Here is a 12,226-nt window from a genome sequence, read left to right as displayed (position 1 = left end):
TCAGCGAAACCACGTTCCCCCGGCTCCTCGATCGCGTGGCCGACCGAGCAACGAATTACACCGCTGTTCTTCAGCGACTATTCAACCATGACGAACGCCGCGGGCAGTGCGAACGGCTCGGGCGCGCCGCACTATCCTTGACGACCATGGCCATCCTCCCCATCCGGATCGTGGGCGACCCGGTATTGCACGAACCGACCGAGGCAGTGTCCCAGTCACCTGCGGAACTCGCTGAGATCATCGCCGACATGTACGACACGATGGACGCCGCCAACGGCGTCGGGCTCGCCGCCAACCAGGTCGGCCTGCCGCTGCGGTTGTTCGTCTACGACTGCCCCGACATCGACGGAGACGGCACGGCGCTCCGCCGCCGGGGTTGCGTCGTCAACCCGGTCCTCGAAACATCGGAACGACCCGAGACCATGCCGGACCCGGACGACGACGTCGAGGGTTGCCTGTCGGTTCCGGGCGAGCAGTTCCCCACCGGACGGGCCGAATGGGCGAAGGTCACCGGCACCGATGCCGACGGCAACGCCGTCGAGATCGAGGGACGCGGCTTCTTCGCCCGCATGCTGCAGCACGAGGTCGGTCACCTCGACGGCTTCCTCTACGTCGACATGCTGGTCGGCCGCAACGCGCGCGCCGCCAAGAAGACCATCAAGCGCGCCGGCTGGGGAGTTCCCGGTCTCAGCTGGGTGCCGGGAACGGTCGAAGACCCGTTCGGGCATGACGACTGACATTCCGCTGGGAAGCCGGGTGGTGCTGCGATATCAGCTGCCACCCGGTCACAGCCATCCGATGACCGATGTCATCGGGGTGCTGGAGAGCGTCGAACCGGTGGTGGTCGTCCGCGCCGCGGACGGCTCCGTCGTCGAGGTGGATCCGGAGCGGGTGATCGCGCTGAAGGCCGTCCCCGCACGGCCGGTGCGCGCAAGCGAGATCCGATCCCTCGAACTGGCCTCGGCCGACGGCTGGCCGGGTGTCGAGCACACGTGGATCGACGGGTGGCTCGCCCGCTACGGTCACGGCTTCACCGGACGCGCCAACTCGGCGGCCCCGCTCGGCGACCGTGGGTCGGTCGGCAGTCTGGACGATCTCTCCCCCGGCGGCACGCTCGATCGCCTGCGCGAGTGGTACGCCGAGCGCGACCGCCCGCTGCGGTTGCTGATCCCCGACCGGCTGGGCGAGGTACCGCTCGGCTGGAACGTCAGCGACGAAGTGGTCGTGATGGCGGCCGACATCGACAACCTGGCCCTGCCCGAGGGCCCACGAACCACCACCGTCACCGATCACCCCGACCCGGACTGGCTCGCCCTCTACCGCTACCGCGGGTCCGCGCTCCCCGACTTCGCGGTCGACGTGCTGGACTCGGTCCGCGGCGGCACCCTCGGGTTCGGCCGGATCGGCGCCGCCGACTCGACGCTCCTCGCCGTCGCCCGCGGATCCGTCACGTCCGCCCCCGACGACCGCCGGTGGGTCGGGCTCACCGCGGTCGAGGTCGCGGAGGCTCACCGCCGCCACGGGATCGGCAGCCTCATCTGCGGCGACATGATCAACTGGGGACGCGAACAGGGCGCGACCCACGCGTGCCTGCAGGTCGCCGTCGAGAACGAGGGTGCGCAGGCGATGTACCGCAACCTCGGCTTCGTGGCGCACCACCGGTACCGCTACGCCACCGAACCTGTCGGCTGACAACCTGTCGGCGACGGCCGCTAGGGTGGCTGCCGTGCGCATCGCAACCTGGAACGTGAACTCTGTTCGTGCCCGTACCGACCGGATCCTGGACTGGCTCCAGCGGTCCGACGTCGACGTGCTGGCGATGCAGGAAACCAAGTGCAAGGACGAGCAGTTCCCGTACGAGCGTTTCCGCGAACTGGGCTACGAGATCGCGCACGTGGGCCTCAGCCAGTGGAACGGGGTCGCGATCGCGTCCCGCGTCGGTCTCGACGACGTACAGATCGGGTTCGAGGATCAGCCCGGTTTCCACAAGGACCCGGAGGTCGCGCCCGCGCAGGAAGCCCGCGCCATCGGCGCCACGTGCAACGGCGTCCGCATCTGGAGCCTGTACGTCCCCAACGGCCGTGAGCTGACCGATCCGCACTACACGTACAAGCTCGACTGGCTGGCGAAGTTGCACACCGACGCGGTCGGGTGGCTGGAGCAGAACCCGGACGCGCAGATCGCGCTGGTCGGCGATTGGAACGTGGCCCCCACCGACGAGGACGTCTGGGATCCGGCGCTGTTCGAGGGCAAGACCCACACGTCCGCCCCCGAGCGTGAGGCCTTCCAGGCCTTCGTCGAATCGGGGTTCGCCGACGTCGTCCGGCCGCACACCCCGGGGCCGGGTGTCTACACCTACTGGGATTACACCCAGTTGCGGTTCCCGAAGAAGCAGGGAATGCGCATCGACTTCGTCCTGGGATCGCCTGCCCTCGCCGGCCGCGTCGACAAGGCCGAGATCGACCGCAACGAACGCAAGGGCAAGGGCGCCAGCGATCATGCACCGGTCATCGTCGACCTCGGCGACTGAGAACGCAGCACACCGAGCGCCACGACCGCGCACCCGAACCCGATGAGCACTCCGTGCCCGATGCGCAGTGGGGCGTCGACGTAGAACTGCGGGATGAACAGCGCGAACCCCACTGCCATCGGGATCCCCGCCCACCCGGCGAGCAGTCGGGATCGGGCGATCGCGACGGCGGCCGCGCCAGCGCCGACCGCGACGAGTAACAGTCCTGCGGCGAACAGCGTCGCCTGGGCCGCGCCCATCCGCACGCTCTCGGCGAGGGTCGTGACGGCCCCCTCGTCCAGGCTGCTGCCGCCCAGGGCGTACAGCGCGAACGTTTCGGCACCGTAGTAGGGCAGCGTCAGCCCGATCCCGATCCACGACGCCGCCAAGGAGACCACCGCCGCTCGTTCGCCACCCGTCCCTTCAGCAGGCCGCTGAGCGCGACGAGCGCAAGACCGAACGCGATGAATCCACCGACGGCGGCGAGGTGGGCGACGAGCCACCACGGTGAGGCGAACTCGGCCCGTCCGTCGGGGGCCCCGCCCGCCGCGTAGGGACGCACCACGGGGTAGACGACGAACAAGGCGCCGGCCACGGCGAACAGCACTGCGGCGCAGGTCCCTGCGACCCCGGTACGACTCTCGATCCGATCCGACACGGTCATGACGACTCCTTCGAGCGTGAGCACTGCTCTCTATACAGAGCAGTATTCACAGCGGAGCCGCAGATGGCAAGAGCAGTGCTCTCGAAAGCGGGGCTACCCGGCAATCAGCACGTCGAGATGCTGCGGATTCAGCGCCAGGTAACGCTGGACATACGTGCAGATGGGACGGACCTTCCATCCTCGCCGACGTGCCGAGTCCAACGCCTCGCCCACGAGGAACGCGGCCAGTCCGCGCCCACCGAACTCTTCCTTGACGACCGTGTGCATGAATGCGACCACCTCGCCGGGCTTGGCGGTGAATCCGGGGATGTCGTCCTCGTCCCGATAGCCGAGGATGCCGACCAACTCGTCCCCCAGCCACAGATCGAATCGTTCGTGGGCAGGGTTGTCGAGCACGCGAGCATCAGCGGCCGCGATGTTCCCCGGCGACTCGGAACTGTTCGAAATGTGATCCATGCCACTCATGGAATCAGTAAGGCGGCATCCTCGCGAGCGGAATCGCCGCCCCCGCAACCGTTTCGTTGCCGACGAGTGCTCGATTCGTGCCCCGACCGCCGTCAGCCCTCCACCGGGACGACGAGGTCGCGGTACTCGGGGTGCGCCGAGACGAAGCGCTGCACGTACGTGCACACGGGCCGCACCTTCCAGCCGTACCCGCGGGCGAGGTCGAGGGAGCGACCCACCATGAGGGCGGCGAGTCCGCGGTGACCGAAGTCCTCCACGATCACCGTGTGCATGAACGAGACCACGGGTGCCTGCCGCCCCCGGCTCTTCGGGCCCGGCGGCCGGGCGGCCACCACTCCCACGCCGGCACCGGCGCCGGGCGGCGTGTCCGCGAGGTCGAAATACCCGAGGATGCCGACCAGGTCACCACTCAGTCGTAGCTCGAATCGGTTCTGATCGGCGTTGTCGATCACGTCCACAACCTGGGCGTCCGTCAGCATGGCTATCTCCTGGGGGTATGTGTCGTAATCGAAATGTGATGTTCATCACCCTTTATACCGATGCCGGGAACCGCTGTCCAAGTTTCACCCGAATGTTTACTCAGAGAGATCTCGGTTACAGTTTGCGGGACAACTACACATCCACGGGGGCTCGCACCAGCGGGCTGAGAGGACGGCTAGGGCCGTCGACCGTCGAACCTGTCCGGGTAATGCCGGCGTAGGGAGCATCATCGATGAGCACAAACGTATCTACAGCCACGTCCGTCACCACGGGACCGATCGAGGGCAGCACCAAGCAGTACCTGCTGTCGGGCGACGACGTCCGGGTGCCGGTCCGGCGCGTCCACCTCACCAACGGTGAGCACCTCGACGTGTACGACACGTCGGGTCCGTACACCGATGCGGACGCCACCATCGACCTGGAAGCGGGACTGCCGCATCTGCGCGCGCCGTGGATCGCCGACCGCGAAGGCACCCAACTCGACGCCGCCCGCGCCGGCGCCGTCACCCCCGAGATGCAGTATTGCGCTGCACGCGAGGGCGTTTCATCCGAAACCGTGCGCACCGAGGTCGCGGCGGGACGCGCCGTGATCCCCGCCAACCGCTGCCATCCCGAACTCGAGCCGATGATCATCGGCAAGGCTTTCGGGGTGAAGATCAACGCGAACATCGGCAACAGCGCGGTCACGTCGTCGATCGCGGAAGAGGTCGAGAAGATGGTGTGGGCGACGCGGTGGGGCGCGGACACCATCATGGACCTGTCCACCGGCAAGAACATCCACGAGACACGGGAATGGATTCTGCGTAATTCGCCTGTGCCCGTGGGAACGGTGCCGATCTATCAGGCGCTCGAGAAGGTCGGCGGCGACCCGACCGCGCTCACGTGGGAGATCTACCGCGACACCGTGATCGAACAGTGCGAGCAGGGCGTCGACTACATGACGGTCCACGCCGGTGTGCTGCTCCGCTACATTCCACTGACCGCGCGCCGCGTCACCGGCATCGTCTCCCGTGGTGGGTCGATCATGGCGGCCTGGTGCCTGGCCCACCACCGGGAGTCGTTCCTGTACACCCACTTCGACGAGCTGTGCGAGATCCTCCACCGCTACGACGTCACGTTCTCGCTCGGTGACGGTCTGCGCCCCGGCTCCATCGCGGACGCCAACGACGAGGCCCAGTTCGCGGAATTGCGCACCCTCGGCGAGCTCACGGGGATCGCGAAATCGCATGGGGTGCAGGTGATGATCGAAGGCCCTGGGCACGTGCCGATGCACAAGATCGTCGAGAACGTGCGCCTCGAGGAGGAGTTGTGCGAGGAGGCGCCGTTCTACACCCTCGGGCCGCTCGCCACCGACATCGCGCCGGCGTACGACCACATCACGTCCGCGATCGGCGCGGCGATGATCGCGCAGGCGGGCACCGCGATGCTCTGCTACGTGACCCCCAAGGAACACCTCGGACTGCCGAATCGGGACGACGTCAAGACCGGGGTCATCACGTACAAGATCGCGGCGCACGCCGCGGACCTCGCGAAGCAGCATCCTCGGGCGCAGGAGCGCGACGACGCGCTGTCGAAGGCCCGGTTCGAATTCCGCTGGCACGACCAGTTCGCGCTGTCCCTCGACCCGGATACCGCGCGGGAGTTCCACGACGAGACGCTGCCGGCCGAACCGGCGAAGACGGCCCACTTCTGCTCGATGTGCGGCCCGAAGTTCTGTTCGATGCGGATCTCCGCCGACGTGCGTGAGTACGCGCAGCAACACGGACTCGATTCGGTCGAAGCCATCGAGGCGGGAATGGCCGAGAAGTCGAGCGAGTTCGTCGACGCAGGTGGTCGCGTGTATCTGCCCGTCGAATCCGTCACCTCAGAGAATCGGTAAGGTCCCCTTCGTGAAGCTGCTGCCCCTGACCCCCGACGGCCAGACCCCCGTCCGAGTCCTCACCATCGCCGGCACCGATTCCGGCGGCGGCGCCGGGATCCAGGCCGACTCGCGGACGATGGCGCTGTGCGGCGTCCACGCATGCGTCGCGGTCGCCGCGGTGACGGTGCAGAACTCGGTGGGCGTCAGCGGTTTCCACGAGATTCCGCCGGAGACGGTGGCCGCGCAGGTGCGGTGCGTCGTCGACGACATCGGGGTCGGGGCAGCGAAGACGGGCATGCTGGCGTCGACGGCCATCATCGAGGCCGTCGCCGCCGTGTGCACCGAGGTCGGGATCGGCCGCGACCAACCGGTCCCGCTGGTCGTCGACCCGGTGTGCGCGTCGATGCACGGAGATCCGCTCCTGCACGCCGAGGCGCTGGACGCCGTGCGGAACACGCTGATCCCGATCGCCACGGTGGTCACCCCGAACCTCGACGAGATCCGATTGATCACCGGCATCGAGGTGGTGGACGACGCGACCGCGCGCCGGGCCGCCGAGGCGCTGCACGCGCTCGGGGCCCAGTGGTCGATCGTGAAGGGCGGGCATCTCCGGACGTCGGCGTCGAGCACCGATCTGCTGTTCGACGGCGACACGTTCCGCGAGTTCAGCAGTCCCCGCATCGACACCGGCAACGACCACGGCGGCGGCGACACCCTCGCGGCCGCCATCGCGAGCGCTCTCGCCCACGGGTGGTCCGTGCCCGATGCGGTGGCGTTCGGCAAGGAATGGGTCACCAAGTGCCTGGAGGCGTCGTACGACCTGGGCGCCGGTCACGGCCCCGTCTCCCCCCTGTGGCGGCTCCGTCACTCGTGAGTACTTCTTAACGTCCGGCGGTTGAGAAGTACTCACGGGCGGCGGAGCCGCAACCGCCAGATACCGAGGTCGGAGGGCACGCCGTTGGGCGCGGGGGCGAAGAAGGCGCGTCGCCACGGTTTGACGCCGACACCCAGTTCGTCGAGGGTGCCCGGCTGCAAACTCTCCAGCGTGGCGGACGACGCCATCACGTTGCCGTCGCCGCCCAGTTCCATCATGCGTGCCGCGATCGTCACGTCCACGCCGAGCCAGTCGCTGCCGATCTGCCGGGGAACACCGGTGTGGATGCCGACGCGCATGCGGGGGCGGTAGCCGTCCACCTCCACGTCCGCGAGCGCTTCCTGTGCGGCGAAGACGGCGTCGATCGCGCGGTCCGGGCTGGGGAAGACGGCCATCACACCGTCCCCCAGGCGTTTCACCACATGTCCGCCCCGGTCGACGATGGGGGTCTCGACAGCACGGGCGACGTCGCGCAGCAGGGCGAGGGTGGCGCTGTCGCCGGCGGGCAGCGACCAGCTGGAGAACGCGACCAGGTCGGTGAAGACGATGGTCACCTCCTGCGTTCCCCGACCGCGTCCGGTGCGCTCGAGCAGTGCCTGCCAAACCTGCAGCGCGCCGAGGCTCATCTCCCGGGACGCACCCGGCTGGTGGTCGAGGAAGCGATCCGCGACGCGGGCGATGGCCCGTGCGCTTCCGGGTCCCGCCGTCGACAGTGGGTCGCCGAACGCGGGATCCCCAGGCAGGGCGCGACGGACCCTCCGCAGCCCCTCGATCAGCTGCGGCTGACGGTTCACCGATCCCACCCAGCCCAGAACCTTGTCGCCTCGTCTCGGTGTCTGCGCAGCGTCGAGTTCGGCACTGTTCTCTTCGGCCGGGTCGTCGCTCACGAGAGTAAGGGTAACCCAGCGTCACATGCACAAACCCGTGACGAATCGGACATCACTCCGCCGCCCGCGCCTTCTCCCGGTCCGCCCCGGTGGGGACGCCGTTCGGTCCGGCGAGGGACTCCGCGTACACCCCGACGGCGTATGCGACCGCGGCGGCATTCTCGGCGAGCGCAGCCCGGTTCACGTTCTCGAGGGTGTCGGTCGCACTGTGGTAGTTCTCGTCGTACACCACACCCGGGGTGCCGCCCCACTTCTGCGCCTGCTCCGGCGTCTTCGTTTCGTCGGCGCCGCTGAACACGCCGCCCGACGGGATGCCGTGCTCGATGAACGGACCGTAGTCGGATCGGCCGTCGAAGTCCGTGCCGTCCGCGGCGACGCCCTTGCTCTGCAGGAACTCGGTGAACGTGCGTTCGATGCCCGCGGAGCCTTCGGGTCCGGGCCCCTCGCCGACGTTGTCGGAGTTGTCGCCGTCGTACGCCAGGTAGCCGGCGTTCACGGAACCGAGCATGTCGAAGTTGAGGTACAGCGCGATGTCGTTCCGCTGGTCCTCGCTGAGGCTGTTCACGTAGGCCTCCGAGCCGAGCAGACCCAGTTCCTCGGCGCCCCAGAACGCGAAGCGCACCGCGTTGTCGACGTCGGGGGAACCGCCGAGTTGTACGGCCGTTTCGAGGGTCGCGGCGACGCCGGTGCCGTTGTCGTTGATGCCGGGACCGTCCGGGACGCTGTCCAGGTGGGCGCCGACCATCACGACGTCCTCGGCCGAGCCGGTCTTCGTCTGGGCGATGACGTTGCGAGCGGTGCTCGACTCGGTGGTGGTGTCGAGTGTGAGGGTGACGTCACCCCCGGCCTGCTCGAGTGCGGCCCCGTCCGCCTTGCTCACCCCGCCGGTGGGCACCTTGCCCACGTCCGGGTCGCCGAGGGTTCCGCCGCTCATCGGTCCGTCCTCGTTGTTGACGACGATCACGCCTGCCGCGCCGCGCTCGGAGGCCAACTGTTGCTTGGCCGCGAACGGGCACACCCCGCGGTTCACGAGGACGATCGCCCCGGTCACGTCGAGGCCGTCGTAATCGGTGACCTCGCATCCCGGACTCTCGTCCTTGGGTGCGGGCACCAGGCGGGCGGTGATCCCCTCCGGACCGGTGGACGGTGAGTACGACAGTGCACGCACCTCGAAGTCACGGTCGCCGGACCTGAGGGCCTCAGTCCGGACGTCGAACTTGTGGAACTCGAATTCCGGGGTCTGGACGTCGAAGCCCTTGTCTTCCAGCACCTGTGCGACGTAGTCGACACTGGCGTCGTAGCCGGAGGTTCCGGCCGCGCGGTTACCGTTGTTGTTCTCGGCGATCGTCTGCAGTTGCTCCAGGTGCCCCACCACGCCGCCCTCGGTGACCGAGGCGGCGAGAGCGCTCGCGTCGACCGGCGGCGAATCGGGTTCGCTCGTCGACGAGCACCCGGCCAAGATCATCGCACCGGCCACTCCGACTGTGAATGCTCCCCGTAGTCGCATGTCGGGAGCCTAACGCAGAAGCACCTGTGGGCCGGCGCGAATGGATTTCGCACCGGCCCACAGGCTCCCGCCCCGCTGTCACCCTCAGCCAGGTCTCCCGACGATCACCTGGCGGAGGAGCGAGGCGAAAGTACTGTATCGGGTGTCAGGCGTCGCGCTTGTTGACGACCACCAGGCCGGCCCCGAAGATCACGAAGACGAACACCGCGAAGTACACGAGGCTGCCCCACGGGCCCCAGTGGAATTCGACCCCCTGCGGCGCCCCCAGGAAGTTGTTGGCGTTGAGGAACGGCAGGAAGGGCATGATCTTCGAGCCGAACGAGCCGAACAGGTTGAACAGGCTCTCGATCAGCAGCGGCCACAGCAGCAGCAGGGCGATCGCGCCCGCCGACTGGCGCAGCAGGGTGCCGACACCCACGGCGAGAACCACGCACAGGAACGCGTAGATCGGGACGCCGTAGATCGACCGCCACGCGTCGTCACCCGACAAGGTGAGCGCCGCTCCGGCCTCGTCACCCGCGGTCGCCTTGGCGATGGCGTACGCGCCGAAGGTGAGTACGAACGTCAGCACGGCGCCGAACGCGCCGATCAGGCCGGCCTTCGCGACAAGGACGGACGCGCGGTTCGGGATGGCCTGGAACGTGGTGCGGATGACGCCGAACCGGTATTCGCTGGTCACGGCGAGCGCCGCGAGGATCATCAGGACCAGCACGCCGAATCCGGAGACACCGCCGACCGCGTCCGACATCTGCGGCAGGAACGGATCGAAATCCGGTTGCTTACCGTCGGCGATCTGGTTGTTGAAGGAGTTGATGCTGGCCTTCGCGCTCAGCCCGATGACCGCGGCGAGACCGAGACCCAGCACGATGATGATGACCGTGCACCACAACGGCGACCTCGTCGACGTGATCTTGATCCGTTCGGCATTGAGAACAGCCATTACAGTGCACCCCTCATCACATCTTCGACGCCCTCTGCGTGGTACTGCACGTCGTCTCCGGTCAACTTCATAAAGGCGTCCTCCAGCGATCCGCGCTGAGATGCCAACTCGTGCAGGACGATGCCCTGCGAACCGGCGATCCCGCCGACGACGTCCGTCGACGAATCCACCACGACGAGCGCCTGCTGCCCGTCGGATCCGTCCTCGCGCACGGTGAGCCCGTTGGACGTCAGCGCGCTCCGCAGCGCGTCCAGCTGTGGGCTCCGCACGCGCACCGTCGATTCCGAGGACTTGCTGACGAACTCGGACACGGTGGTGTCGGCGATCAGACGCCCCCGGCCGATGACCACCAGATGTTCGGCGGTGAGCGCCATCTCGGACAGCAGGTGGCTCGACACCAGCACCGTGCGCCCCTCCGCGGCGAGGCGCTGCATGAACTTCCGGATCCAGACGATGCCCTCCGGGTCGAGCCCGTTCACCGGCTCGTCGAACAGCAGCACCTTCGGGTCGCCGAGGAGCGTGGCGGCCAGGCCCAGTCGCTGGGACATGCCCAGCGAGAACCCGCCTGCCTTCTTCCCGGCCACCTCGGTGAGCCCGACGAGGTGCAGCACCTCGTCGACCCGGCTCTTCGGCAGCGAGTTGGACGCCGCCATCCACTGCAGATGGGCGCGGGCCGAGCGGTTGGGGTGCACCCATTTCGCGTCGAGCAGAGCCCCCACCGTCCGCAGCGGCTGCACCAGGTCGCTGTACGGTTTGCCGTCGATCAACGCGCTGCCCGCCGTGGGGCGGTCCAGCCCGAGGATCATGCGCATCGTCGTCGATTTGCCTGCACCGTTCGGGCCGAGGAAGCCGGTGACCATACCCGGCTTCACGTTGAACGTCAGGTTGTCCACCGCCTTCGTCGCACCGAAGGTCTTTGAAAGTCCCCTCACTTCAATCATGGTGAGAAGGATGCCGGAACCTGCGGCCGGCGCGCATCGGCCGCAGGTCTACTCCCGACTCGTCCCCTGGTACCGGTCGGACCCTGAGCGGGACCCCGACGCGACCCCGAGAACTACGACGACGCCTGCGCCCAGAACCGCTTGGGAATGCGGCCCGCGTGACGCGCCTCGTAGCCCGCCACCACGGCCCCGCGCATCGCCGACGCCATGAGTGCCGGGTCCTTCGCCCTGGTCACAGCCGTGGCCAGCAGCACGGCATCGCAGCCGAGTTCCATCGCGAGGGTCGCGTCGCTGGCCGTCCCGATGCCGGCGTCGAGGATGACGGGTACCCCCGCACCGTCCACGATCATCTCGATGTTGTGCGGGTTCGCGATACCGAGCCCGGTGCCGATCGGCGAACCCAGCGGCATCACGGCCACGCAGCCTACGTCCTCGAGCCTGCGGGCCAGAACCGGGTCGTCGGTGGTGTACGGCAGGACGATGAAACCATCGTCGACCAGTTGCTCTGCAGCGCTGACCAACTCGATGGCGTCGGGCATCAGGGTGCGTTCGTCGGCGATGACCTCGAGCTTCACCCAGTCGGTCTCGAGCGCCTCGCGGGCGAGTTGCGCCGTCAGCACCGCCTCGGCAGCACCGCGACACCCGGCGGTGTTGGGCAGCGGCGCGATGTCGAGCCGGCGCAGCAGGTCCAGCACACCGGTGCCGCCGACGGCGTCGACGCGGCGCATCGCGACCGTGGTCAGCTCGGTGCCGGACGCGACGAGCGCCTCTTCGAGCACCGTGAGGTTGGCTGCGCCGCCGGTGCCCATGATCAACCGTGAACCGAACGTGCGGCCCGCGATCGTGAGGCCCTTCTGCACGCCGGGCGTCGCGTCAGCCACCCTGCACCGCCGTGAGGATCTCGATCTCCCAGCCCCGGACCACGAGCTCGTCCCACCGGGCGCGCGGGAACACGGCGCCGTTCACGGCCACCGCGATGCCCTTGGTGGGCAGGTTCAGCACCTCCAGCAGCCCGGCGACGGTCAACGGTTCCGTGAACTCGTGGTCCTCACCGTTGACGCTGATGCCGATCGGCACCACTACTTGCTGCTCACTCAT

At 68.1% G+C, this 12,226-nt stretch carries 15 protein-coding genes and 1 riboswitch; of the genes, 5 read left to right on the top strand and 10 right to left on the bottom strand.

Annotation, left to right across the window (positions count from 1 at the left end; genetic code table 11):
• Positions 1-146 precede the first annotated feature (146 nt).
• From WKC72_RS12075 to WKC72_RS12065, 3 genes are read left to right on the top strand one after another with little or no spacing between them, the layout of a single operon-like run.
• Positions 147-737 (top strand): peptide deformylase, encoded by a 591-nt coding sequence (locus WKC72_RS12075; protein WP_112300904.1) that lies wholly within the window; start codon positions 147-149, stop codon positions 735-737.
• The gene (locus WKC72_RS12070) at positions 727-1,692 is read left to right on the top strand and encodes an N-acetyltransferase (protein WP_268789674.1); all 966 of its coding nucleotides are present in this window, start codon (positions 727-729) and stop codon (positions 1,690-1,692) included. Before WKC72_RS12075 ends, WKC72_RS12070 begins: the two co-directional genes overlap by 11 nt.
• Before the next feature lie 34 nt (positions 1,693-1,726).
• The gene (locus WKC72_RS12065) at positions 1,727-2,530 is read left to right on the top strand and encodes an exodeoxyribonuclease III (protein ID WP_112300906.1); all 804 of its coding nucleotides are present in this window, start codon (positions 1,727-1,729) and stop codon (positions 2,528-2,530) included.
• On the opposite strand, the gene WKC72_RS12060 is transcribed toward WKC72_RS12065, so the two are convergent.
• The 4 genes from WKC72_RS12060 to WKC72_RS12045 form a co-directional block, all read right to left on the bottom strand.
• Positions 2,497-2,907 carry a hypothetical protein gene (locus tag WKC72_RS12060; protein ID WP_370182729.1) on the bottom strand — a complete coding sequence of 137 codons (411 nt, stop codon included), beginning with the start codon at positions 2,905-2,907 and terminating at the stop codon, positions 2,497-2,499. The two genes, WKC72_RS12065 and WKC72_RS12060, sit on opposite strands and share 34 nt — an antisense overlap.
• Positions 2,868-3,173: a hypothetical protein gene (locus WKC72_RS12055; RefSeq protein WP_370182727.1), complete on the bottom strand. Its 306-nt coding sequence runs from the start codon at positions 3,171-3,173 to the stop codon at positions 2,868-2,870. The genes WKC72_RS12060 and WKC72_RS12055 overlap by 40 nt, the downstream gene beginning before the upstream one ends.
• 93 nt (positions 3,174-3,266) lie before the next feature.
• Entirely contained in the window at positions 3,267-3,629 is a 363-nt protein-coding gene (locus WKC72_RS12050) for a GNAT family N-acetyltransferase (RefSeq protein ID WP_112300979.1), read from the bottom strand.
• 101 nt (positions 3,630-3,730) lie between these two features.
• Positions 3,731-4,117, bottom strand: coding sequence for a GNAT family N-acetyltransferase (locus WKC72_RS12045; protein WP_037240670.1), 387 nt, complete (start codon positions 4,115-4,117; stop codon positions 3,731-3,733).
• Positions 4,118-4,250: 133 nt separating this feature from the next.
• A riboswitch (TPP riboswitch) is annotated at positions 4,251-4,358 on the top strand.
• Between WKC72_RS12045 and thiC the strand changes: the two genes are divergently transcribed.
• Positions 4,351-5,997 (top strand): phosphomethylpyrimidine synthase ThiC, encoded by a 1,647-nt coding sequence (gene thiC, locus WKC72_RS12040; protein WP_370182725.1) that lies wholly within the window; start codon positions 4,351-4,353, stop codon positions 5,995-5,997. (Overlaps the previous riboswitch by 8 nt.)
• A 10-nt stretch (positions 5,998-6,007) precedes the next feature.
• Positions 6,008-6,853, top strand: coding sequence for a bifunctional hydroxymethylpyrimidine kinase/phosphomethylpyrimidine kinase (thiD, locus tag WKC72_RS12035; protein ID WP_268789670.1), 846 nt, complete (start codon positions 6,008-6,010; stop codon positions 6,851-6,853).
• 32 nt (positions 6,854-6,885) lie between these two features.
• On the opposite strand, the gene WKC72_RS12030 is transcribed toward thiD, so the two are convergent.
• The 6 genes from WKC72_RS12030 to thiS form a co-directional block, all read right to left on the bottom strand.
• Positions 6,886-7,740 (bottom strand): adenylate/guanylate cyclase domain-containing protein, encoded by an 855-nt coding sequence (locus WKC72_RS12030; RefSeq protein WP_370182723.1) that lies wholly within the window; start codon positions 7,738-7,740, stop codon positions 6,886-6,888.
• A gap of 52 nt (positions 7,741-7,792) precedes the next feature.
• Positions 7,793-9,247, bottom strand: coding sequence for a M20/M25/M40 family metallo-hydrolase (locus WKC72_RS12025; RefSeq protein WP_174233845.1), 1,455 nt, complete (start codon positions 9,245-9,247; stop codon positions 7,793-7,795).
• Between the two features lie 145 nt (positions 9,248-9,392).
• Positions 9,393-10,187, bottom strand: coding sequence for an ABC transporter permease (locus WKC72_RS12020; protein ID WP_370182721.1), 795 nt, complete (start codon positions 10,185-10,187; stop codon positions 9,393-9,395).
• On the bottom strand, positions 10,187-11,128 hold the full coding sequence (locus WKC72_RS12015; RefSeq protein ID WP_011594987.1) for an ABC transporter ATP-binding protein: 942 nt from the start codon (positions 11,126-11,128) through the stop codon (positions 10,187-10,189). The genes WKC72_RS12020 and WKC72_RS12015 overlap by 1 nt, the downstream gene beginning before the upstream one ends.
• A gap of 113 nt (positions 11,129-11,241) precedes the next feature.
• Positions 11,242-12,009 (bottom strand): thiazole synthase, encoded by a 768-nt coding sequence (locus WKC72_RS12010; RefSeq protein ID WP_128641507.1) that lies wholly within the window; start codon positions 12,007-12,009, stop codon positions 11,242-11,244.
• Entirely contained in the window at positions 12,002-12,226 is a 225-nt protein-coding gene (gene thiS / locus WKC72_RS12005) for a sulfur carrier protein ThiS (protein ID WP_037240872.1), read from the bottom strand. Before thiS ends, WKC72_RS12010 begins: the two co-directional genes overlap by 8 nt.

The organism is Rhodococcus wratislaviensis (genome assembly GCF_041228765.1).
Classification (GTDB): Bacteria; Actinomycetota; Actinomycetes; order Mycobacteriales; family Mycobacteriaceae; genus Rhodococcus_F; species Rhodococcus_F wratislaviensis.
Note: the sequence above shows the minus strand (reverse complement) of the source record. Positions and strands in the feature narration are given on the sequence as shown.

Coding starts and splice junctions, on each gene's coding strand:
- WKC72_RS12070 (WP_268789674.1), top strand. CDS start 727: ATGACGACTGACATTCCGCTGGGAAGCCGGGTGGTGCTGCGATATCAG.
- thiS (WP_037240872.1), bottom strand. CDS start 12,226: ATGAGTGAGCAGCAAGTAGTGGTGCCGATCGGCATCAGCGTCAACGGT.
- WKC72_RS12050 (WP_112300979.1), bottom strand. CDS start 3,629: ATGGATCACATTTCGAACAGTTCCGAGTCGCCGGGGAACATCGCGGCC.
- WKC72_RS12075 (WP_112300904.1), top strand. CDS start 147: ATGGCCATCCTCCCCATCCGGATCGTGGGCGACCCGGTATTGCACGAA.
- WKC72_RS12025 (WP_174233845.1), bottom strand. CDS start 9,247: ATGCGACTACGGGGAGCATTCACAGTCGGAGTGGCCGGTGCGATGATC.
- WKC72_RS12055 (WP_370182727.1), bottom strand. CDS start 3,173: ATGACCGTGTCGGATCGGATCGAGAGTCGTACCGGGGTCGCAGGGACC.
- WKC72_RS12045 (WP_037240670.1), bottom strand. CDS start 4,117: ATGCTGACGGACGCCCAGGTTGTGGACGTGATCGACAACGCCGATCAG.
- WKC72_RS12015 (WP_011594987.1), bottom strand. CDS start 11,128: ATGATTGAAGTGAGGGGACTTTCAAAGACCTTCGGTGCGACGAAGGCG.
- thiC (WP_370182725.1), top strand. CDS start 4,351: ATGAGCACAAACGTATCTACAGCCACGTCCGTCACCACGGGACCGATC.
- WKC72_RS12020 (WP_370182721.1), bottom strand. CDS start 10,187: ATGGCTGTTCTCAATGCCGAACGGATCAAGATCACGTCGACGAGGTCG.